Raw genomic sequence first — 21,243 nt, 5'->3', positions numbered from 1 at the left:
GGGGCGGCGCTCACCGCGCCCCGCCGGGAACGGCCGGGGCGGCCCGTCCGCCGCTGGGCATCTCCACCGCCATCGGGTGCGACGGGCGCCGGTCAACCGCACTGAACCCTCCTGGTATCGAATCGCTTCGACGAGCAGCGGTAGAGAGCGAAGCTCGGACACCGTTACAGCTCCGCAACGGCCTGTCAAGGGATGAGGCGCAAGGTGACTGCGCCCTGCGGGCACCGATGCGGCGACGGCCCACCGGAAGGTCGTCGTCCCGGGCCGCCCATTAGTCGAAGCGCTTCACCCACGGGTCGTGCCCCGTCGGTGAGGAGAGGGCAAGCGTCCGGCCCCGCACACGGCACCGCCCGCACCCGCGTTACCCGCGAGTAAGGTATGCAGCCGGTCGGCTGTACCGGGCAGCCGTGCACGAGGAGGCGGCGCCATGCCCCGCACCATGTCCGTGTCGGACCACATCGTCATCCGGACCGACCCCGCGAGCGTGTACGAACGCCTCAGCGACCCCACCGCCATGGGCCGGTGGAGTCCGGAGAACCAGGGGGCCACCGTGCTCGGGGAGCGCCGCGGGGCGTACGTCGGCATGGTCTTCGAGGGCCGCAACAAGCGCGGGCCCTTCACCTGGGTGACGCGGTGCACGGTCGTCGCCGCCGATCCGGGCGAGCGCTTCGCGTTCCGCGTGCACGCGATCGGGGTGCGGCGCCCCCGGCTGCGGGGCCCGATCGCCACCTGGGAATACCGCTTCGAGGCGGTCGACGGGGGCGCGACCCGGGTCACGGAGACGTGGACCGACGACCGGAGCGCCTGGCCCGACCCCGTGGCGCACGCGTTCGACCGGCTCGCCACGCGGGGGCGCACGTTCGCCGACTTCCAGCGCGGCAACATCCGCACCACCCTGAAGCGCCTGAAGCAGGCCATGGAGGCCGGCCAAGAGCCCGCCGCGGGCTGAACCGGCCTCCGGGGGCGGGCGGCCCCCGGGGGCGGGCGGCCTCCGGGGGCGGGCGGCCCCCGGGGGCGGGCGGCCCGGCCGGCCGGTGGTGACCCCTGGACCGGCGCGCCGGGTCAGCCCGGCGGCAGCGCCGTGTGGTCGGGGTGCCGGCGTGTGCGGCGCGCCTCCTTCAGCTCCGCCTCGTACAGATGGTCGCGGCCGTCCGCGAGTTCCCGGACGAGGCGCTGCTCGATGTCGGCGAAAGGCCGGTAGTAGACGCGGTTGTAGGCCTCGACGATCTGGAACGTCCAGTGCCCCGGGATCACGTTGCGTCCCAGGATCTCCCGCTCGACCAGGTCGGCCGCCTCCGCGTGGCCGGCCTCGCGCAGCAGCCGGACCGCGTTGTCCAGCTCCAGGTCGGCCGTGCCGGTCAGCTGGTGGAAGGAGTAGAGGTGGCCGCGGGCCCGCTCCGTCGTCTCCAGGGCCTTCGACAGCGAGCCCAGGGCCTCGACCGTCGTGTCGCTCACACCGTCCGGGCGCCGGTGCGCGGCGTCCGGCCCTTCGATCAGTTCGTCGTTCACGGTGGTCCTATGCCCCCGGGACCTCGCCATCATGACCTCGTCACCCGCCTTGCGGACGGGGAAGCGGGGCGGGATCCGCCGTGCGGTGCGTCAGCCGTGGGACAGCACGAACGCCGTCAGGAAACCCAGCACCGTGGTGAAGCCGGTGAGCAGGTGGGCCTGTTCGAAGGCTTCCGGGATCATCGTGTCGGCGATCATGGCGAGGATCGCGCCCGCCGCCAGGGCGGTGATCGCGGCCATCGTCGTACCCGACGCCCCGTCGAGGAGGGTGTAGCCGGCCAGTGCCGCGAGCCCGCTGACGGCCGCGATGGCCGACCAGAGCGTGAAGACGTACGCACGGCTCCGGCCCGCCCGCTGCATGCCGGTGGCGCTGGCCAGTCCCTCGGGCAGGTTGCTGAGGAAGACGGCGGCCACGGTGGCCGTGCCCACGCTCCCGCCGCCGAAGAGGCTGGTGCCGATCACGACCGACTCGGGAACGCCGTCCAGCAGCGCGCCCACCGCGATCGCGCTGCCGGATCCGGGCTGTTCCCGCTCCGAGGGCTGCTGGCCGCCGGAGCGCTTGCGGTGGCGGGCGCCGCGCCGGGCCAGCGCCACGTTGGCCAGGGAGTACAGCGTCGCCCCCGCCACCGCTCCGGCCGCCGTCGGGGCGAGGCCGCCCTGCTCGTGGGCCTCGGCCACCAGGTCGAAGGAGACGGCCGAGATGAGCACCCCGCTGCCGAACGCCATGATCAGGGCGACCCAGCGCGCCGGTACGGAGAAGAACGCGCCGACGACGGCCCCCACGAGCAGGGCCGCCCCCGCGAACAACCCCCAGCCGCCCGCCACCAATGCGTCCGCCATGCCCATCCCTCCGTCGCCGTCGCCGTCGCCCCTGCTGGTTCCGGCACCGATCCGTCGCGCCTTCCCCGCATCGGCCCGCGCACCCGCCGGCGGCACCGCTCAACAGGCGGCCGTCCGTGCCGTCCGCCGGGGCCTCCACCCGGCGGCGCAGCCGGCCCCCGGCCCTGACCCGCGTGGAGGACGGCGGTCGGGGGCCGTCGCCTTCTCCCGGCCCCGTGAAGCACGGACGGCCGTACGAGCCGGGCGACCCGTACGGCGAACGCCGGCCGGCGACAGCGGTGGCAGGGTGGAGGCGCGGCGCCCCGGAACCGCGCGCCGGGGAACGCGTACGAGCCGGCCGCGCGCCCACGCCCCCCCGCTGTCGTGCCGGCAGCCCTGGGTTCCACGCAGCGGTGAGCACCCTCCCCCGAGGACCGAAGCGTCCGTGAGCGGGGCGGTGAAGGAGCGGCGTCGTCCGTTCACGGACGCAGGATGCCACGCCGAGGCCGTCACTCCCCCGGAGGAGCGCTCGACTTCCCGACGTCGTGGTCGCGCACCGGCCCGGCGCCGGTCCGGGGGACGACGCAAACGTGCGGGACCGGGGCGGTCGCCGCCCCGGTCGCAGACGCCGAGTGGGCCGGCCGCGCGCACGCGGCTGCCGCGCCGGCGATACGCCGGCTCTCCTCGGCCCCTCGCCGTCAGTGCGAGGCGTGCCAGTACGGGACGGAGCCCAGCATGGCGGGGGTCATGGTCCTGGCGCGCTCCCACATGCCCTGCGCCTGTTCGGCGGGGCGCTGCTGCTCGCCGTGAAGGGCGTTGAGGATCAGCAGGCCGCCGGTGAGGGCCGGGATGGTCCACTGCATGCAGGCCAGCTGCCGCTGCGCCTTGTCGGTGTCGATCGGGTGCTCGGCGGCCTTGCGGGCGTCCTCGGGGTCCGAGGAGGCGGCGAGCTCGATCTTCTTGCCGAGCACCCGGCTGTAGGCGGTGGCCGCGAGGGCGGCGCCGGTCAGGACGGTCTTGGCGAGAGTGGAGGCGGCGACGCCCTGCTGGGCGGCGACACGCGGGGCGTTCACGGCCAGCAGCCCCCCGGCACCGAACAGGTGCGTGGCGATGGCGGCGGCGTTGACGGGCGTCCACTTCGCCCAGCCCGAGCTGGCGATCCGGGCGGTCGTCGCCCAGGTGCCGCCCTCGTCGCGGGCCGCCCCGTTCAGGCCGACCGCTCCCATCAAAGAGCCGCCGAACCAGGCGGCCAGGCCCACGTCGTGCAGGCTGCGCAGGATCGTGTTGCGTTCGGACATGCTCTGGCTCCCTTGCCCAGGCGGAAGGCACCGGCGAAGACCGGCGCCCTGTTCACCCTGGCCCAGGACGCGGGCGCGGGCCATCGCGGTTGGTGCGAACGGAGGAGGGGGCGGGGGCGGGGACGGCGCGACGGGAGGGCTTCGGGCGCCGGGGGGCGTGTTCACCGCTTCTCCCGCGTACGGGCGCGCGGCGACATACCCCGGGGGCGGCGGGGTACGGGCGGGGAGCGGCCGCGGTGTGCGACCGCCGTCCCCGATACCCCGGTTCCGCCCCCTCATCCGGGTCCGCCACGCCGACGTCCGCCGTACAGCGGCCGGTTCCCGTCGTTACGGGTGGCCCGGGCGGCCACCGGGCGGTGCGCCGCGTGTTACGGGGTAGTGGGGCGACAGCACACGATCATCGCTTCCGTCGAGGAGACGCGCATGACCGACGACGCCTACCTGTTCCTCGCCGACGGCACCGCCGCACGGCTGGGCGCACCGCTCGCCGCCGTGGGGGACCTCGCATGCCTGGAGACTCCCGCCGTACGGGCCTGGCTCGACGCCCACGGGGTCTCGGTGGCCTCCGGCGACCTGCGGGTCTCGCCACCCGAGGAGACGCGGCACATCCCGGAGGACGCGGAGAAGCTGCCGGTTCCGCTCAGCGAGGAGGAGCTGCTGCGGCTGCGACACGTCCTCGCGCCCGGTGCCGTCGCGCGGGTGGAGGACGAGCTGCTGGCCTACCGCGACTGCGCGGGCGAGCGGGACGCGTTGCTGTCGAGGGCCGTGCTCGCGGGCGTGCCGCAGCACCGGATCGTCGAGCTGACCGGGGAGGACCCGCAGACCGTCGCCTCCGTGGCGGGCGGCACCTCGCCGGAAGCGGCGTCCGGCCCGGCGGCGAGCCGTCGCTGAGCCTCACCGCCGGGGCGCCGTGCCCGCGCGCGACGCCCGGTCGGCAGGCGAGGCGCGGGCCGTGACGTACACCCGTCGGGGGACGCGGGGCCGGGCGGCGTACGCGGACGTACGCCGCCGCCCCCACACGGGCGGCCGTCGACGCTCGCCCGGGGCCCGTCCTAGGCGACGACGCCGCAGTCGTCGACGACGATCTTCTTGGCCGTGGTGCCCGAGCGGCTGCCGAGGGCCTCGATCGCCTTGACGACGTCCTGGCCCTCGACGACCTCGCCGAAGACGACGTGCTTGCCGTCCAGCCAGGGGGTGACCACGGTCGTGACGAAGAACTGCGAGCCGTTCGTGCCCGGGCCCGCGTTGGCCATGCTCAGCAGGTACGGCCGGTCGTGCTTCAGCTCGAAGTTCTCGTCGGGGAAGGTCCCGCCGTAGATGCTCCGGCCGCCGGTGCCGTTGCCGTTGGTGAAGTCGCCGCCCTGCAGCATGAACTCGGGGATGACCCGGTGGAAGGGCGAACCCTTGTAGCCGTAGCCGTTCTGGCCGGTGGCCAGCTCGCGGAAGTTGCGGGCGGTGTCGGGGACCACGTCGTCGAACAGCCGGAAGACGATGCGACCGAGGTTCTCGCCGTTGGCAGAAACGTTGAAGAAGACATTTTCGCTCATGGCCCTGATTCTTCACGACGGGTGGCGACAAGTCGAAACGGCCCCTCCCCCGGCGGTCGTGCCGGTGGTCGTCCGTCCGCCGCCCGCGGTGGCTTCCGTCCGGCATCGCGCCGCCTCCGGGCCGGCGCGGCGGCCGGTGGGCGCGCGGGCAGGATGAACCGGCGGGAGAGCGGGCGGATGAACCGGCTGGAGACCCGCGGCGTCCTCCCCCGTATGCGCGTATTTCTCGCCGGTGCGGGTCAGCTGGCCCGGTTCACCCTCCTACAGGTGCGGTGCTGTGCTTTCGCGGTGGCCCTCCTCGGCGGTATCGCCGCCTCACGGGCCCTGCCGGAGCTGCCGGTCGCACGCTACGACCTGGTGTTCGGCTACGGGGTGCTGCTGACGCTGGCCGCGAGCCGGATGGGGTGGGAGAGCCGGCGCGACACGCTGGTGGTCGCGGCGTGCCATGTCGTGGGGCTGCTGTTCGAGCTCGTCAAGGTGCGCCTCGGGTCGTGGAGCTACCCGGAGGACGCGGTGACGAAGATCGCCGGAGTTCCGCTGTACGGAGGATTCATGTACGCCGCGGTGGCGAGTTACCTCTGCCGGGCCTGGCACCTGTTCGAGCTGCGTTTCACCGGGTACCGCGCCACCGCGACGGCCCTCGTGGCCGCGGCGGTGTACGCCAACTTCCTCACCCACCACTGGGGGCCCGACCTGCGCTGGCCGCTGGCCGTGGCGATGGTGGGCGTGACGGCGGGGGCGTGGGTCGGGTTCACCGTCGGCCCGCGCCGCTACCGCATGCCCCTGGCGGTCTCCTTCGTCCTGATCGGGTTCTTCCTGTGGGTCGCCGAGAACGCCGCGACCTACGCCGGCGCCTGGAGCTACCCGCACCAGCTCGGTGGATGGCAGCCGGTCGGGCTCACCAAGTTCGGCGCCTGGGCGCTGCTCATCAGCGTCACCTTCGTCCTCACCGAGCGGGTGAAGGGGCGGGCACGGCGGCGGTTGCCGGGCGGTGGCGGCCGGGTGGACGCGCCGGGCATCGCCGCGCCCTGAGGCCGGGGCGGCGTGGCCGCAACCGGGTTCCGGCCGGTCGATCCGGCCGAAGCGCCCGGTGATCTGGCCGAAGCCCCCGCATCCCGAAAGCCGCTCGTCCGCCATGCTGGCTCGTGGGAGTTCGTCCGCCCGACCAGCGGACGAGTGGTGCCCTCGGGCGCCGACCGGTGACGGAGGGGGACATGGACAGGTGTTGCTGGAGCGCGACGAGGTGTGGGGCGCGGGCGCGGTGGCAGCGGCGGCCGCACGGGCCGGCAGCGGACGCTGGATGCTTCTCGCGGCGGAGGCCGGCATGGGCCGGACCGTCGCGCTGGACGCGATCGTGGGACGACAGGCCGCAGACGGCGCCATGCGGGTGGGACGGGCACGCTGCGTACCGGAGGAGAGCGCGTTCCCGTTCGGACTGGTCCGGCAGGTGTTCCCGGAGGACGCCGGCATCCCCTTCTCCGTACCGTCAGGTCCGGACGAGCAGCGGGTGTTCCACCGGCTGGTGACCCGCCTCGCGGAGTCCGCCGCCGAGCGGCCGGTGCTGCTGGCGGTGGACGACCTGCACCACGCCGACGAGCCGTCCCGGCGCTGGATCGGCTACCTCGCGCGACGCATCGCCGGCCTGCCCGTCCTGCTGGTGGCCACCGAGTGCCTCGACCAGTGCGATCCGACGCCGCTGCCGCCCGCCACGGGCACGGCCGTCGCCCTGCGCCCGTTGAGCGCGCCCGCCGTCACCCGCATCGCCCGCGCCGCCGGTCTGGGCGCGGAGCAGGCCGCCACCTGCGTCGAGGCGGGCGCGGGCAATCCGGCCCTGGTGCGGGCGCTGGTCGCCGACCTCGCCGAGGGGCCGCTCCCCCGCCCGGCGACTGCCCCGGCGCGCAGCCGCTACCGCGACACCGTCGCCGACTGGCTCCGGCACCGGGCCGATCCGCGTTCGCGTCACGTGTGCCTCGCCCTGGCCGTGGCGGCGCAGGGGGACGCGCCCGCCGCGCCCGGCCTCCTCGACCAGGTCGCCGACCTCTGCCCGCACCGGCGTCCCCCCAGCGCCCGCTCGGTGCGCCGGCTGGGCAGGCTGCTGCGCCACCCCCTCGCGCGGGAAGCCGTCCTCGCCGCCGCCGAACCGGGAGAGGCCGCCGCGCTGCACGCGCGCATCGCCGGGCTGCTCGACGAGGGCGGGGCGCCGGCGACGGCGGTGGCGTCCCGGCTCCTGCACGTCGACCGGCCCGGGGAGGGGTGGATGGCCCGCTCCCTGGCCGAGGCGGCGGAGGAGGCCGCCCGCTCCGGTCGCGTCGCCGAGGCCACCGCGTACCTCCGCCACGCGCTGAGCGGGCCGCTCCCGCCCGCCCGGCGGGCCGGCCTGACGCTGCGCCTCGGTGCCCTGGAGCTCCCCCACAGCGCGACCGCCGGTATCCGCAGGCTCCGCACCGGACTGGAACTGCACACCGACGTCCGGGACCGGGCGGCCGCTGCGCCCGCCCTCAGCGCGGCGCTGGTGGCGGGCCGGCGCACCGGCACCGCGCTGAGCGTCCTGCACCAGGCGGGCCGCGGCACCGACGACGACGAGCTGGTGCAGGTCCTGCAGACCCTCGCCGCGCTCATCTCCTCGCACGACGCCGTCGCGTGGCGCGGCGCGGTGGCCCGGCTGCACGTGCTCGCGCCGACCGCGCCGGTGACCATCGAGCCGCTGGTGTGCGGTCTGATCACGGAGTACGAGGCCGGGGCGGGGCTCTGCTCGGCGGCCGAGGCGCTCGGGCGGGTCCGGCAGCGCCTGGCGGCGCCGGTGGACCCCCGGTTGCGGACCGCCTGGCTGGGCAGCGCGGCCACCCTGCTCCAGTGGGCGGACCACCTGCCGGAGGCGCGCGACCTGGCCGACACGTACCTCCCGCCGGCGCCCGCGCCCCCGGACCTGACGGACGCGGGCACGCAGTGCCTGCTGAGCGTCCGGGCCGAGGCGGCCCTGTGGGCGGGCGACTTCGACCGGGTCGTCACCGAGAACGCACCGCTCGTGGCGGCGTCCGCGGGGCAGGGCGTGCGCCTGCCGCACCTGGCGGCGATGGTGGCGACCGCCCATCTCGAGGCCGGCCGGCGTGACGAGGCGTGGGAGGTCCTGGCCGGTCCGGGCCCGTCGGGTACCGACAGCTCCTGGGAGTGGAACGAGCTGCGGCACGCGCGGGCGCTGCTGCACGCGGCGGACGGCGACTGGCAGGCGGCGCTGGACGACCACCTGGCGTGCGGCGCCGGCCAGAGCGCCCGCGACTTCGTCGCTCCGTTCGCCACGCCGTGGCGCTCGGGGGCGGCGTTCGCCCTGGTGCGGCTGGGGCGGCGGCGGGAGGCCCGCGAGTTCGCCGAGGAGGAGCTGCGGCACGCCCGTACCTGGGGAACCGCCCGGACCGTCGGCCGGGCCCTGCGGGCGTACGCCGCGGCGGTGGGCGGGCGGCTGGCCGTCGACTCGCTGACGGAGGCCGCCGAGCTGCTCCGGCGGGGACCCGCGCCCGTGGAGCTGGTGGAGACGCTGGTCGATCTCGGCCGGGCCCGCATAGAGGCCGGCAACGGCCGCAAGGGACGGGACGCCCTGCGCGAGGCCCACGCCGTGGCGCTCGGGACGGCCGTGCCCGCCGAGGCGCCCGGGACCGGCGGCCCAGCGCCAACCGGCCGGCTCACCGGCCTGGTGGAGGAGGCCCTGCGCGAGGGGCGGGTACGCGGTGGCTCACGGGCCAGGACGGGCTGCCCGGCGCTGACCGCCGCGGAGCGGCGGGTCGTCGAGCTGGCGGCCTCGGGGCAGACCAACGCCCAGATCTGCGCCGCCCTGCACCTCACCCGCCGCACCGTGGAGACCCATCTGACCAGCGCCTACCGGAAGCTGGCCGTCACACGGCGCACGCAGCTGGCGGCGGTGCTGGCCCGGGAGGCGGAGCACACCGGTGCGCCCCTCCCCTCGCCCGGCACGCAGGCAGGGCAAGGGGAAGGGCGCGGGCGCGGGGTGCTCAGGAGAGCGTGAACACCGGGCTCGCGTTGTCACCGCTGCCGCCGGACCGGCGGCACTGGTATCCGGCGGGTGCGGAGCACTCGTAACCGTTGCCGCCGACATAGGGGTTGTTCCACTTGACCTTGACGTCGCCCACGCCCTGGAGCGCGAAGGTGGCCTCGCCCTGGGTGCCGGTCGCGAAGCCCTCGGACTCGCTCTGCCAGGAGCGGGTGTTGCCCGGCGGGATGGCCTCCGGCGGGTACTGGTTGGCCGTCCACACGCCCCACGAAAGGCGGGCGTCGGTGCGGACCATCAGGCGGTCGGTGTGGTTGTTGAACGTCACGTGCGTGCTGCGGGCGGCCTGGGCGGACCTCGGTCCGGCCGTACGGGCCTTGGCCAGGGACGGCGATCCGGTCAGCCGGAACCGTACCGTCGCGTTGTCGCCGCCGCCGGTGCCGGAGACCTTGACGCAGTCGTACCCGTGGGGTGCCGTGCAGTGGTAACTGTTGCTGCCGGCGTACGGGTTGTTCCAGTGCACCGCGACCTCGCCGCCGGGCACGGTGAACGACGCCCGCCCTTCCGTCCCGGTCAGCATGCCGCAGGACTCGCTCTCCCACGAGCGCAGTTGGTGGGCGGGGACGTACTCGGGCACGAAGGAGGTCCAGCAGCCGTGCTGGAGCTCCGCCTGCACGCGCTGCATACCGCCGGCGGTCCGGTTGTCGAACTCCACCCGGGTGCTGCGGGCGGCCTGCGGGCCCAGCGGTGCGGTGGCGCCGGCCTCCGCCCGCGGCGCGGCCGCGGTGGCCGGGGCGGCGAGGGCGGTGGTGCCGCCGAGGACGAGCATTGCGGAGAGGAGCACCCTCGCCGCGCGCGGGGTGCGGAGGGCGAGGGAGGGCTTGTCGGTGTTCACGGTGACCTTTCGCTGGGGTGGGACGCGTACGGGACGGGGGCGGGACTCCCGCCGGTCGGGAACGACGGGAAGGTCAGGTGTAGTGGATCCACCAGTTGGTGGTCTGCCGCACGGTGTCCCAGACCTGCACCAGGTAGTAGGAGGATGCCCGGCCGATGCCGATGGTGAGTTGTGCGGCCGCCGCGGCGATCCCGGGGTCGAGGTAGGGGCCTTCCCGCCATCCGGCGAGCGCGCCGGCCTGGTCGGACCGGCCGGTGGCGGTGGGCGTGCCGCTCGCGGCGGTGGTCGCGGTGGTGGTGTCCGGCTCGGCGGCGTGCGCGGCGGACGATCCGCCGACGACGGCCACGGCGAGGGCGGACACGACCGCGATGGTGGTGACGCGCATGGTGGGCTCCCGGCTCTGCGTAGAGGGAAGGTACGGGGCGACTGCCCGGACACCAGACTGTGGGGTACGACGGCTGCCGGGCATCGTGGAAATCCACGAACTCACGCCCGTCCGCTCGCCGTCGGCCGGGTGGGCGACGGGCCGGCCGCCCGCACCTGGACTCGCGCCTGGGCCGGCCCGGTCACGCCGACGCAGACGCCGGCGTCTGCGTGCGTCTGCGTCTGCGTCTGCGTCTGCGTCTGCGTCTGCGTCTGCGTCTGCGTCGAATTGACGTGCCCGGCCGGGCACGGGCGCGACATGATGCCGCAGTGAACGTTCTCCTGTGCGGCCTCGCCGGTAACCCCGCCCTGCCCGCCGGGCTGATCGACCGGCTGATCGCCGTAGCGGACACCGAGGTGGCGGACACGCTCGCCCGTCGTCCGGATCTCGGCCGGGACCAGGCGCTCGCCCTGGTGTCCCGGGTGGAGGACAGCGCCGTGCCCCTGGCGTACGCGGGACGGCTGACCGCCGCCGACATCGATCCGGTCGCCCGGCCCGATGCCGCGCTCGCCCTGCTCGACGCGGGTGCGGGCGATCCGCGCTGGGCCCGCCTCCTGGCCGCCGACCCGGACGCCCGGCGCCGGGAGCGGCTCGCCGCCTGTCCCGGGCTGCCTCCCGACGTGGTGGAGGCGCTCGCGGCGGACCAGGAGCTGGGTGTGGTGAAGGAGTTGGCGCTGTGGAACACCTCCGGCGTACTGGCCACGCTCGCCGCGCACCCCCACACCGCCGTCCGCCGCGCGGTGGCGGCCAACGCGGCGGCGCCGCCGGCCGTACTCGCGGCGCTGGTCACCGGCGGGGGGCTGCCGCCCGTCCGGCGGTGTCCCGGCTGCGACCAAGAGGAGACCCCGTTCGCCCACGGCTCGTGGGGTCCGCCGGAGGACGGCGATCCGCCGCCGGACGCCCCGTGCGACGGCACCCACCGGTCCGCCGTGCACGACCTGCTGCTGGCGGCCCTGGGGAACCCCGCCACGCCCGTGGAGGCCGTCGCCGGTCTCGCCGGCCATCCCTCCCCGCTGCTCCGCCGGGTGCTCGCGGGCCGCCCGGACCTGCCTCCGGACGTGTGCCGCCGGCTCGCCGCGGATCCCGTCACCGGCGTCCGGGCCGAGCTCGCCGCCGGGGGCCCGGTCGACGACGCCCTGGCGCGCGCGCTGGCCGGTGACGGCGATCAGGGCGTACGCCGCATGCTGGCGCACAACCCGCGCGTACCGCTCGACGTGCTCACCGCCCTGGCCGGCACCACCAGGACCGGCACCGGCCCGCTGCCGCGGATCGCCGCGGCGTCCCCGGGCGAGGTCGAGGAGCTGGCCCGGTCGCGGGATCCGGCCGCCCGCATGCTCCTGGGCCGGGTGCGCGGCCTGCCCGCGACGATCCTCGACGCCTTGGCGGCCGACCCCGACGCGAAGGTCGTCGCGTCCGTCGCCGCGCACCCGGGCCTGACGGAAGCGCGGTTGCGGGCCATGGTCGACCGGCACGGGGCCCGGGTGGCCGCCATGGTGGCGTCCAACCCTGACGCGACCCCGGCGCTGCTGGAGGAGCTGGCCGGGCGTGAGCCCCCGGTCCGTACGGCGCTCCGCGAGATCGCGAGGCACCCCCGGGCGAGCGCCCCGGCTCTGCTCGCCTGTCTGGAGGACGCGCGGGCGAGACCGGTGGCCGCCGCCCATCCGGCCCTGCCGCCCGCGGTCGTCATCGAGCTGCTCGGCGACGCCGACTGGCAGGTGGCGCAGTCGGCGGCGGCCAACCCGTCACTGCCACGGGCCGCGATGTCCCGCCTGCTTGCCGGAAGCCGGGTCACGGCGGGGCCGGCCGGCGTGCCGAGGTAGCCCGGCCCCGCGACCCGGGAGACATGGGCGCCGGCGGCGTCCGTGTCGATGTGGCGGCGGAGCTGACGAACTGCGGTACGCAGCCGGAACACGTCCGGCGATCGTCCGGGCGCGGGGCGTGCGCCGCCACCGGGGGTGGCCGGGCCCGGCCGCGTACCGGGCCGGCTCCGGGGTCGCGCGCCCGCAGGACGCCGGTGTCGGCCTGCCCGGCCGGCACCGATCAGCGGCTCCGTGTCCGGCGTTCCGGGATGCTACCGACGCTCCGGACGCCCCGTCAGACATGTGTGGCCGGTACGCCGGCCGCGCCGGCTCCCCCCTCGCCGTACGCGTCGGCCGGGGCGGCGGCCCGGGGCGCCGAAGGGCCGAGGGGCGCCTGGCGCGTGACGCGCCGGCGGCGGGCCGGCATGCCCAGCAGCGGATGGGCGACGCCCCAGGCCGCTCCCTTGCAGACCAGCTCCTTGTATCCGGCGGCGAGGCGGCCGGTGAGGGCCGCGCGGACGGCGCGGTCGTCGGCGGTGACGTACTGGATGAGTCCGTCGCGACGGCCCAGCGAGATGCACTGGTTGAAGTAGCGCAGCGGCACCTTCGGGAGCTTCCCGCCGGTCAGGCGCGCCGCGATGGCGTCGGCGGCCTGCCACGCGGTGGGGACGCCCGAGGCGCACGACATCCGCAGCGGCTTGTCGCCGGGGCCCGCGACCAGGGCGGCGTCGCCGATGGCGTAGACGTCCGGGTGGGAGACCGAGCGCATGGTCGCGTCGACCACGATCTGCCCGGTGCCGGTGACGTCCAGGGTGGTGGCCTTCGCGATCGGGTGGACGGCGAAGCCGGTGGTCCACACGGTCACCGCGGCCGGGATGGCCCCGCCGTCGCCGGTGGTGACGCGGTCGGCCGCCACGGCGGTGACGGTGGTGCGCTCGTGGACGGTGATGCCGAGCGCGGCGAACACCTTCCGCAGGTGGCCGCGGCCCTTGTCGGAGAGCGAGTCGCCGAGGGCGCCGTCGGTGGCGAGGGCGACGGCAAGGTCCGGGCGGGCCTCGGCGATCTCGGTCGCGGCCTCCAGGCCGGTGAGGCCGCCGCCGACGACGACCACCGGCTGCCCGGCGTCCAGGCCCGCCAGCCGCTCACGCAGCCGGAGCGCACCGGGGCGGCTCGCGATCTCGTACGCGTGCTCGGCGGTGCCGGGGACGCCCTGGTCGTTCCAGCCGCTGCCGAGGGCGTACACCAGGGTGTCGTACTCCAGTTCCTCGGCACCGCCGTGCGCGGCGGCGACGGCGACGGTCCCGCGGTCGACGTCGATGCCCGTCACCTCGGCGTACTTCAGCTCGACACCGGTGCCCCCGAACATCTCGCCGAAGGGCCGGGGCGTCAGGTCCTGCCCGGCGGCGAGCTGGTGCAGCCGGACGCGCTCGACGAAGTCGGGCTCGGCGTTGACCAGCGTGATGGTGACGTCGTCGCGGTGCAGCCGCCTGGCGAGGCGGCCGGCCGCGGTGGCTCCCGTGTATCCGGCGCCGAGGACGATGATGCGGTGCTGCATGGTGGGTGCTCCTGTCTGCGCGGTTCAGCCCCTTGTCTTGCGCGGCTTCGCCCCTTGAACCGGACAGCCCGCCGTTTCCTGACAGAACCCCGGTGTGAACCGGATCACACCACGGTCGCGGTGTCTCGCGGCCCGGTCAGAAGGCGTGGAACAGGGGCTCTCCGCGGTCGGTGGCCGCCCACACCCGGGTCGCGCGCCCGAGCTTGTCGGGGTTGACCTGGTTGCGGAACGCGGCGATGCCCTCGGCGGTGACCTCCGCGCACATGACACCGACGACCCGCCCGTCGACGACCGCCACGACGGCGGGGCCGCCGTTGGCGGTGGTGAGGTGGATCGCGGGCGAGCCGCCGACGAGGGCGCGCTTGGACAGTGCGGGCTTGAACAGGCCCCGGATGAACTTCGCGACCGCGACGGCGCCCTCGAACGCCTTGGTCCGGGCGGGCACCTTGCCGCCGCCGTCGCCGACCGAGATCGCGTCGGCGGTGAGCAGCCGCACGAGCGGCTCGGTCTTCCCCGTGGTGGCGGCGGCCAGGAACTCCTCGACGACCCGCCGGGCGGCGGCCTCGTCGATCTCGGTGCGGGCCCTGCCGTCCGCGATGTGCTTCTTGGCGCGGTGGAAGATCTGCTGGCCGGCGCTCTCGGTGATGTCGAGGATCTCGGCGATCTCCCGGTACGGGTACCCGAACGCCTCCCGCAGTACGTACACCGCCCGCTCGCCGGGGGCGAGCCGTTCCATGAGAGTGAGGACCGCGTACGAGACCGACTCGCGCTGCTCGGCGGTGTCGGCCGGGCCGAGCATCGGGTCGCCGTCGAGCAACGGCTCGGGCAGCCACTGGCCCACGTAGGTCTCGCGCCGCGCGCGGGCGGAGGTGAGCTGGTTGAGGCACAGGTTGGTGAGCACCTTCGTGAGCCACGCCTCGGGCACCTCGATGCGCTGCACGTCGGCCGCCTGCCAGCGCAGGAAGGTGTCCTGCACGGCGTCCTCGGCCTCGCTCGCGGAGCCGAGGAGACGGTAGGCGATGGCTTCCAGACGGGGCCTCGCGACCTCGAACCGGTTCACGTCCTGCGTGGTCAGCGGCATGGCCGGATCCTAGCCGGGCGGGGCGCGACACGGTCCGGGGCGGGGTGCGGTCGAGCCGGCGGGCGGCGCGCAGGACGGCGCGAAGACGCGAAGACGCGAAAAGCGAGAGGCAAGGAGGTAGGACACTCCTTGCCACTCTCAACCTATAGCGCACAGGGGACCTTGCGGCAAGGCCCCGGTCTGGGCGCAGAATCGTCAGCCGAACCCGTGACCTGCGGGTTCCCGGGGAGCACGCGGTACGGCGCGCGCTCCTGCTCTGCTGGGGGGACTCATGATCGATGTGATCGTCGTCGGTGGCGGACCGACAGGTCTGATGCTGGCCGGTGAGTTGCGGCTGGCCGGGGTACGGACCGTCGTACTCGAGAGGCTGGAGGAGCCGACCAGGCAGTCCCGGGCGCGGGGGCTCCACGCGCGCAGCATCGAGGTGATGGACCAGCGCGGCCTGCTGGAGCGGTTCCTGCCGCTCGGTGAACGGTTCGCCGTCGGCGGGTTCTTCGCCGGCATCACGAAGGAGTGGCCCGACCGGCTGGACACCGCGCACTCGTACGTCCTCGCCATCCCGCAGACCGTCACCGAACGTCTGCTGGCCGAGCACGCGATCGGGCTCGGCGCGGAGATCCGGCGAGGTCGCGAACTGGTCGGGCTGACCCAGGACGACCAGGGGGTGACCGCCGAGCTGGCCGACGGCACGCGGTTGCGCTCGCGCTACCTCGTCGGCTGCGACGGGGGCCGCAGCGTCGTGCGCGAGCTGCTGGGCGTCGGCTTCCCCGGTGAGCCCGCCACGGTGGAGACGCTGCTGGGCGACATGGAGGTCGCCGAGGATCCGGAGGTGATCGCGGCCGTCGTCGCGGAGGTCCGCAGGACGCAGCTGCGGTTCGGCGTCATCCCGGACGTGGACGGCGCCAAGGGCGTGCACCGCGTCGTCGTGCCCGCCGACGGGGTGGCCGAGGACCGTACGACGGCACCCACGCTCGACGAGTTCAGGCGGCAGCTCCGGGCGTTCGCCGGAACCGACTTCGGCATCCACTCGCCGCGCTGGCTCTCCCGGTTCGGCGACGCCACCCGGCTGGCCGAGCGGTACCGGGCCGGCCGGGTGCTGCTGGCCGGGGACGCCGCGCACATCCACCCGCCCACCGGCGGGCAGGGACTCAACCTCGGCATCCAGGACGCGTTCAACCTCGGCTGGAAGCTGGCCGCCGAGGTCAACGGCTGGGCGCCGGAGGGGTTGCTGGACAGCTATCACACCGAACGGCACCCGGTGGCCGCCGACGTGCTGGACAACACCCGTGCGCAGATGCTGCTCCTGGACCCCGAGCCGGGGCCCCGGTCGGTACGCCGGCTGCTGACGGAGCTCATGGACCTCGAGGAGGTGAACCGGTACCTGATCGAGAAGATCACCGCGATCGGTGTGCGGTACGACGTCGGGCAGGGTCGCGAGGGCGGCCACGAGCTGCTCGGCCGCCGGCTGCGGGACGTGCCGCTGAAACGTGGACGCCTCTACGAGTCGACGCACGGCGGGCGCGGACTGCTGCTCGACCGGACCGGCCGGCTGTCGGTGGAGGGGTGGTCGGACCGGATCGACCACGTCGTCGACGGCAGTGACGAACTCGACGTCTCCGCGGTGCTGTTGCGGCCGGACGGCCATGTGGTGTGGGCGGGCGAGGACCAGCAGGACCTGCTCGGCACGTTGCCCGTGTGGTTCGGCGCTGCCGCCGCCTGAGCGCGAACGGGGGGACCGGCGTACGGGGACGGGTGCCCGCACAGCCTCCGGCGCCCCGTTCGCCGTCAGACATTCAGCACGTCGGCGTACAGCGCGAACAGGCGAAGGGCGGGAGCCGGGGCGGCCCCCCGGACCGGGGTCTCGCGGAGGCGCTGCCAGCAGTCGGCCGACAGGCGGCGCGCCCGGCCGCCGGGCCAGGTGGCGGGCAGCAGTTCCGGGGGCAGCAGCGGGTCGGGGGTCATCGCCCAGGTGAAGTGGGCGGCGAGTTCCACGGTGGCGGTGAGCCGTTCGCCGTCCGAGGGCTCCGGGCCGCCGGTGAGCCGGGCGAGGCGGGAGGCGGCGAAGGCCGCGAGCCGTTCGTACCGGGTGGCGATCTCGTCCAGGGGCCACAGGGCGGCGGCCAGTTCCCGCGGGCCGGTGGTGCCACCGACCCGCAGGTCCGTCGTGGTGAGGCGGGTGAGCGTGTCGAGGACGCCGAGGTGGCGGGCCTGGGCCTCGACGAGCTCGGCGACGGGGTTGGCGGTGACGTAGAGGCCGCTCTGCACCGGTGCGGCGCCCAGGTGGAGGAGCCCCTCGCGGAGGGCGTCGCGGGCGGTGCGGCGGGATTCGGGGACGGCGAAGGCGAAGAGGTGCCAGGTGCCGTCCCAGGGGGCGCGTCCCGCGTCCTGCCGGTAGGCGTGGCGGACGTACGCGGCGTCCGGGGCGAGCGCCCCGGTGACGTCGGCGACGGCGCGGAGGGTGGCCTTGCGACCGCGGCCCTCCTGGATGAAGCGGCCCTCGCCGACGAGTCGTTTGACGCACAGCCGGACCTGCTGGTCCGTCATGCCCAGCGACCCGGCGACGGTGTAGAGCTCGCCCGCGTCGACGGTGCCGTCCTCACGGACCAGGGCGTGGACGAGCAACCGGGTGGGGATCTCCGGCCTGTCGGCCGCGTCGTCACCGTGGCCGGTGGTTCCGGTGCTGCCCGTGGCGCCGGTGGTGCCGGTGGTGCCTGTGGTGCCGGCGTTCGCGTTCACGGTGTCTCCTCTGTGCCCTGTGCGTCCGCCGCGGTGACCGGGCGGTGCATGGTCGTGACCGCGCCGAAGCCCAGCAGGCCCCGCAGGTAGGGGGTCCGCTCCGTGCGGACGGCGACGAAGCCGTGGCGTTCGTACAGCGCCTTGGCCCGGGGGTTGACGTCGATGACGTCCAGGCGGATCCGGTGGCAGCCGTGGCCGGCCGCGACGGCGGCGACCTCCGTCAGGAGCCGGCCGCCGATGCCGGCCCCGCGGTGGTCCGCGTCGACGGCGATGCCGTCCATGACGAGTTCGCCCTCGGCGGGCTCCCGTTCGAACAGGGCGAGGACGGCGAGCCTGGGCAGGCCGCGCAGCACCCCGTACGTCGACAGCACGTCCGTCACGCCGCCGCCGGTCAGCCCGCGGTCGCCGAGCCGGTAACCGGCCACGCCGACCACCCGGTCCCCGAGGAGCGCGGTCACCCCCCGGTCGTGCCGCAGATGGGCCGCGATGAACCGGCGACCCGTGTCGGGCGGGTCGAGCGCGGGGGCGAGCTTGCGGCCGAACGCCTCCCAGTAGAGCGCCGCCACCCGTTCCTCCGCGCCCTCGGGCACACCCCTGCGTATCGCCGTGTCCACCGTGCTCCCCTTCCTCCCGCCCGGCCCTCTTGTATGGTCATAGCTTATACGCTCATCTCCGAGACGAGCGTTTTCATTTCGAGCGATTTGGGGGCGGGCATGGTCAGGGGACTTCGGGCGCTCGGACGGCGGGGCCGGTGGGTGCGGGTCGCGGTGTGGGCGCTGGTCGGCCTGCTGGTGGTGGGCGCCGGGGCGGCCGGGGTGGCGGTGTGGCAGAACACCTACGCGCTCCGCGAGGAGAAGGTGTCCCTGCGGCACGACGGGAAGCTGCTCCGGGGTGTGTTCGCCCTGCCCGAGTCGGGCGACGGGCCGTTCGGCGTGGTCGTCTTCGTCCACGGGGACGGGCCGGTCGACGCGACGCACGAGACGTTCTACCGGCCGCTGTGGGAGTCCTTCGCCCGGGCGGGTTACGCGTCGCTGTCCTTCAGCAAGCCCGGGGTCGGCGGTTCGGAGGGCGACTGGCTCGACCAGAGCATGGCGGACCGGGCGGAGGAGACCCTGGCCGCCGTGGCCTGGGCGCGCGGCCGTCCGGACGTCGACGGGCGCCGCATCGGGTTGTGGGGAGCGAGCCAGGCCGGCTGGGTGCTGCCCCGGGTCGCCGCACGCGACCGGGGGTTGCGGTTCGTCATCGCCGTGTCCCCGGCGGTCAACTGGCTGCGGCAGGGCCGGTACAACCTGCTCGCCGAGCTGCGCCGGGACGGCGCCACCGCCGGACGGAGGGAGGCGGCGCTGCGCCGCCGGGAGACCACCCTGGCCCTGCTCCGACGCGGGGCGTCCTACGCCGAATATCGCGCGGCGGTCGGCGACGCCGCGGACATGACGGCCGCCCGCTGGTCGTTCATCGCCAGGAACCACACCGCGGACGCGACCGCGGACCTCCGGGCGATGCGCGGCACGCCGCTCCTGCTGGTGCTGGGCGGCCACGACGTCAACGTGGACGTCGCCGAGACGGAAGCCGTCTACCGCCGGATCCTGCCGGCCGCGTCCCTCCGGGTCGCCCACCACCCCGAGGCCACGCACGCGCTGGTGGACCACGAGGTGGAGCGCTCGGGGTGGCGTCTGACGGCGACCGCGGTCTTCGCGCCCCGGCAGCTGTACGCCGACGGGGTCCTCGCCGAGCAGGCAGCGTTCGTCCAGCGGTTCGGCGGGCGCGCGTCCGCGCCCGGCCCGACGGCGTAGCGCTCCTCCCGGCCCCTCCCCCACCCGGTGCCCGCGATCGGCGGCCCCCTCCGGTCGCCGGTTCCACACACGCGAGTCGGCGGGGACGGAGTCAAGGTACGCGGATATCCGGGGGTGAGTGGTGCGCGAAGCGTGTGACGTCGCGCTCCGGCGGAGTAACACCGCGCAGCCATAGCGGGAGGAATGAGCAATTCCGACCGCTACACCTCCCCGCATGGCTGTTTTCGGTCAGAACAGATCGGTAAGTTGACCGCACGGGCACTCAACCTGCCCCTTTCCGGCACAGCCCTGGTTCCGGGCCCCCGCCGCAGCCCCACCCCGGCGATTCATCCGGCGGCCACCCCGAACTGTTGAAAATTTTCCTGACTCACCACCGGACGACCGCAAGAAACGACCGAAACTGTCCATCGACTTTTGACTACTGATCGACGGTTCAGTGAAGGTCGTTCACATGTCCGTCACAACCCGCGCCGTGACCGGCGACCCTCTGCGCATGCGCGACTTCCGACTGCTGCTCGCCGGAGCGGCGGCCGGACAGCTCGGCGCCCATGTCACCCTGGTCGCCCTGCCGTTGGTGGCGGTACTCGAACTCAAGGCGTCCGCCTGGCAGGTGGGGATGCTCACGGCCGCCGAGACCGCCGCGTTCCTCGTGATCGGTCTGCCCGCCGGGGCCTGGACCGACCGCGTGCGGAGGCTGCCGCTGATGATCCGCGCCGACCTCGTCCGGGCCGCGGCCATGGCGAGCGTCCCCGCGGCGGCCGCGGCCGGGGTCCTGACGATGGCGCAGCTGTACGCCGTCGCTCTGGTCACCGGCGTCGCCACGGTCTTCTTCGACGTGGCCCACCAGAGTTTCCTGCCCCAGCTGCTGCCCAGGGAGATGCTCGTCAAGGGCAACGGGGCTCTGGAGGCCGTCCGTTCGACGGCGCAGGTGACCGGCCCGGGGCTCGGGGGCGGCCTGGTCCAGTTGCTGGGCGCCCCTCTCGCCGTGGTCGTCGACGCCGTCGGGTACGCCCTCTCCGCGCTGCTCCTGCGGGGCATCGCACGCGAGGAGCCGCGCCCGGAGGCCGCCTTGGGCACGTCGCTGCGGGCGGACATCGCGGAGGGGCTGCGCTTCGTGCTGGGTCAGCCGCTGCTGCGGGTGATCGCCGCCTCCACCGCCCTCGGCAATTTCTTCACCGCCGTGCTGATGGCCACACAGACCGTGTTCCTGGTGCGCGTCCTGCACCTGGGGCCCGGGGCGGTCGGCCTCGTGCTGTCGGCGGCGGCCGTCGGCGGCCTCGTGGGCGCGCTGGCCGCGGGCGCGCTGGCCGCGAGGCTGGGACAGGCCCGGATCATCCGCCTCTCCGCGCTGGTGACGGGGCCGTTCGCACTCCTGTGGCCGCTGTCGGAACGGGCGGGGGGCGCCGCGGTGTTCGCGCTCGGCTCGGGCGTCGTCTTCTTCGGCGCCGTGGTCTACAACGTCGCACAGGTGAGCTTCCGGCAGGCGCTGTGCCCGCCCGGCCTGCTGGGCCGGATGAACGCCACCCTGCGGTTCCTGATGTGGGGCACCCTCCCGCTCGGGGCGCTGGCCGGCGGGGCGCTCGCCGGCGGCTTCGGCGCCGGCACCGCGTTGCTGTGCTGCGCGGCCGGTTTCCTCGCCGTACCGCTGCCGCTGCTGCTGTCCCCGCTGCGCGGGCTGCGGGACCTGCCCGCCGGTCCGGCCTCCCCCGCCCGGGTCACCGAGGCCGCCGAAGTCACCGAGGCCGCAGGCGAACCGTCCCGGCCGGCCCCTCGCGACTGAGTCCGCC

At 75.1% G+C, this 21,243-nt stretch carries 18 protein-coding genes; 8 read left to right on the top strand and 10 right to left on the bottom strand.

Features of this window, described 5'->3' with window-relative positions; all coding sequences use genetic code 11:
- Positions 1-427: 427 nt before the first annotated feature.
- Positions 428-949, top strand: coding sequence for an SRPBCC family protein (locus IE109_RS20950; RefSeq protein WP_189552492.1), 522 nt, complete (start codon positions 428-430; stop codon positions 947-949).
- 113 nt (positions 950-1,062) lie between these two features.
- Here IE109_RS20950 and IE109_RS20945 read toward each other — a convergent pair whose 3' ends face one another.
- The 3 genes from IE109_RS20945 to IE109_RS20935 all read right to left on the bottom strand — a co-directional run bounded on the left by IE109_RS20945 (position 1,063) and on the right by IE109_RS20935 (position 3,626).
- Complete coding sequence (locus tag IE109_RS20945) at positions 1,063-1,509, bottom strand: hypothetical protein (RefSeq protein ID WP_229891346.1); 447 nt, start codon at positions 1,507-1,509, stop codon at positions 1,063-1,065.
- A gap of 90 nt (positions 1,510-1,599) precedes the next feature.
- Positions 1,600-2,349: a ZIP family metal transporter gene (locus tag IE109_RS20940; RefSeq protein ID WP_189552491.1), complete on the bottom strand. Its 750-nt coding sequence runs from the start codon at positions 2,347-2,349 to the stop codon at positions 1,600-1,602.
- Between the two features lie 677 nt (positions 2,350-3,026).
- Complete coding sequence (locus IE109_RS20935; protein WP_189552490.1) at positions 3,027-3,626, bottom strand: hypothetical protein; 600 nt, start codon at positions 3,624-3,626, stop codon at positions 3,027-3,029.
- Positions 3,627-4,049: 423 nt separating this feature from the next.
- Here IE109_RS20935 and IE109_RS20930 point away from each other — a divergent pair, with 423 nt between their 5' ends.
- Entirely contained in the window at positions 4,050-4,517 is a 468-nt protein-coding gene (locus IE109_RS20930; protein WP_189552489.1) for a DUF6003 family protein, read from the top strand.
- Between the two features lie 161 nt (positions 4,518-4,678).
- On the opposite strand, the gene IE109_RS20925 is transcribed toward IE109_RS20930, so the two are convergent.
- Positions 4,679-5,173: a peptidylprolyl isomerase gene (locus tag IE109_RS20925; protein WP_189552488.1), complete on the bottom strand. Its 495-nt coding sequence runs from the start codon at positions 5,171-5,173 to the stop codon at positions 4,679-4,681.
- Positions 5,174-5,350: 177 nt separating this feature from the next.
- On the opposite strand from IE109_RS20925, the gene IE109_RS20920 reads away from it, so the two are divergent.
- Entirely contained in the window at positions 5,351-6,205 is an 855-nt protein-coding gene (locus tag IE109_RS20920; protein WP_373297744.1) for a DUF817 domain-containing protein, read from the top strand.
- A 190-nt stretch (positions 6,206-6,395) separates the two neighbouring features.
- Entirely contained in the window at positions 6,396-9,191 is a 2,796-nt protein-coding gene (locus IE109_RS20915; RefSeq protein WP_189552486.1) for a LuxR C-terminal-related transcriptional regulator, read from the top strand.
- On the opposite strand, the gene IE109_RS20910 is transcribed toward IE109_RS20915, so the two are convergent.
- Both IE109_RS20910 and IE109_RS20905 read right to left on the bottom strand, forming a co-directional pair.
- Complete coding sequence (locus IE109_RS20910) at positions 9,178-10,068, bottom strand: aegerolysin family protein (protein WP_229891343.1); 891 nt, start codon at positions 10,066-10,068, stop codon at positions 9,178-9,180. The genes IE109_RS20915 and IE109_RS20910 overlap by 14 nt on opposite strands.
- 73 nt (positions 10,069-10,141) lie before the next feature.
- A complete protein-coding gene (locus tag IE109_RS20905) occupies positions 10,142-10,453 on the bottom strand; it encodes a hypothetical protein (protein WP_189552485.1) in 312 nt (103 codons plus the stop codon).
- A gap of 308 nt (positions 10,454-10,761) precedes the next feature.
- Here IE109_RS20905 and IE109_RS20900 point away from each other — a divergent pair, with 308 nt between their 5' ends.
- The gene (locus IE109_RS20900) at positions 10,762-12,312 is read left to right on the top strand and encodes a hypothetical protein (protein WP_189552484.1); all 1,551 of its coding nucleotides are present in this window, start codon (positions 10,762-10,764) and stop codon (positions 12,310-12,312) included.
- Positions 12,313-12,586: 274 nt separating this feature from the next.
- Here IE109_RS20900 and IE109_RS20895 read toward each other — a convergent pair whose 3' ends face one another.
- Together IE109_RS20895 and sigJ are read right to left on the bottom strand one after the other, a co-directional pair.
- On the bottom strand, positions 12,587-13,846 hold the full coding sequence (locus tag IE109_RS20895) for an NAD(P)/FAD-dependent oxidoreductase (protein WP_189552482.1): 1,260 nt from the start codon (positions 13,844-13,846) through the stop codon (positions 12,587-12,589).
- 136 nt (positions 13,847-13,982) lie between these two features.
- A complete protein-coding gene (gene sigJ / locus IE109_RS20890; RefSeq protein WP_189552481.1) occupies positions 13,983-14,927 on the bottom strand; it encodes an RNA polymerase sigma factor SigJ in 945 nt (314 codons plus the stop codon).
- 271 nt (positions 14,928-15,198) lie between these two features.
- Here sigJ and rox point away from each other — a divergent pair, with 271 nt between their 5' ends.
- Positions 15,199-16,647: a rifampin monooxygenase gene (gene rox / locus IE109_RS20885; protein ID WP_189552480.1), complete on the top strand. Its 1,449-nt coding sequence runs from the start codon at positions 15,199-15,201 to the stop codon at positions 16,645-16,647.
- A gap of 65 nt (positions 16,648-16,712) precedes the next feature.
- On the opposite strand, the gene IE109_RS20880 is transcribed toward rox, so the two are convergent.
- Positions 16,713-17,549: a PaaX family transcriptional regulator C-terminal domain-containing protein gene (locus IE109_RS20880; RefSeq protein WP_189552682.1), complete on the bottom strand. Its 837-nt coding sequence runs from the start codon at positions 17,547-17,549 to the stop codon at positions 16,713-16,715.
- A 110-nt stretch (positions 17,550-17,659) separates the two neighbouring features.
- Positions 17,660-18,277, bottom strand: coding sequence for a GNAT family N-acetyltransferase (locus IE109_RS20875; RefSeq protein ID WP_229891342.1), 618 nt, complete (start codon positions 18,275-18,277; stop codon positions 17,660-17,662).
- Between the two features lie 99 nt (positions 18,278-18,376).
- Between IE109_RS20875 and IE109_RS20870 the strand changes: the two genes are divergently transcribed.
- Both IE109_RS20870 and IE109_RS20865 read left to right on the top strand, forming a co-directional pair.
- Positions 18,377-19,456: an alpha/beta hydrolase family protein gene (locus tag IE109_RS20870; RefSeq protein ID WP_189552479.1), complete on the top strand. Its 1,080-nt coding sequence runs from the start codon at positions 18,377-18,379 to the stop codon at positions 19,454-19,456.
- 451 nt (positions 19,457-19,907) lie between these two features.
- Complete coding sequence (locus IE109_RS20865) at positions 19,908-21,236, top strand: MFS transporter (RefSeq protein WP_189552478.1); 1,329 nt, start codon at positions 19,908-19,910, stop codon at positions 21,234-21,236.
- The last annotated feature ends 7 nt before the right edge of the window (positions 21,237-21,243 follow it).

Source organism: Streptomyces lavendofoliae (assembly GCF_014649735.1).
Taxonomy (GTDB): Bacteria; Actinomycetota; Actinomycetes; order Streptomycetales; family Streptomycetaceae; genus Streptomyces; species Streptomyces lavendofoliae.
The sequence above is the reverse complement of the archived record's forward strand: the minus strand, read 5'-3'. Positions and strand labels throughout refer to the sequence as shown.

What these genes read in the sequence shown, in the direction of transcription:
- IE109_RS20950 (WP_189552492.1), top strand. Translation starts at nt 428, where the DNA reads ATGCCCCGCACCATGTCCGTGTCGGACCACATCGTCATCCGGACCGAC.
- IE109_RS20940 (WP_189552491.1), bottom strand. Translation starts at nt 2,349, where the DNA reads ATGGCGGACGCATTGGTGGCGGGCGGCTGGGGGTTGTTCGCGGGGGCG.
- IE109_RS20935 (WP_189552490.1), bottom strand. Translation starts at nt 3,626, where the DNA reads ATGTCCGAACGCAACACGATCCTGCGCAGCCTGCACGACGTGGGCCTG.
- IE109_RS20930 (WP_189552489.1), top strand. Translation starts at nt 4,050, where the DNA reads ATGACCGACGACGCCTACCTGTTCCTCGCCGACGGCACCGCCGCACGG.
- IE109_RS20925 (WP_189552488.1), bottom strand. Translation starts at nt 5,173, where the DNA reads ATGAGCGAAAATGTCTTCTTCAACGTTTCTGCCAACGGCGAGAACCTC.
- IE109_RS20920 (WP_373297744.1), top strand. Translation starts at nt 5,351, where the DNA reads ATGAACCGGCTGGAGACCCGCGGCGTCCTCCCCCGTATGCGCGTATTT.
- IE109_RS20905 (WP_189552485.1), bottom strand. Translation starts at nt 10,453, where the DNA reads ATGCGCGTCACCACCATCGCGGTCGTGTCCGCCCTCGCCGTGGCCGTC.
- IE109_RS20895 (WP_189552482.1), bottom strand. Translation starts at nt 13,846, where the DNA reads ATGCAGCACCGCATCATCGTCCTCGGCGCCGGATACACGGGAGCCACC.
- sigJ (WP_189552481.1), bottom strand. Translation starts at nt 14,927, where the DNA reads ATGCCGCTGACCACGCAGGACGTGAACCGGTTCGAGGTCGCGAGGCCC.
- rox (WP_189552480.1), top strand. Translation starts at nt 15,199, where the DNA reads ATGATCGATGTGATCGTCGTCGGTGGCGGACCGACAGGTCTGATGCTG.
- IE109_RS20870 (WP_189552479.1), top strand. Translation starts at nt 18,377, where the DNA reads ATGGTCAGGGGACTTCGGGCGCTCGGACGGCGGGGCCGGTGGGTGCGG.
- IE109_RS20865 (WP_189552478.1), top strand. Translation starts at nt 19,908, where the DNA reads ATGTCCGTCACAACCCGCGCCGTGACCGGCGACCCTCTGCGCATGCGC.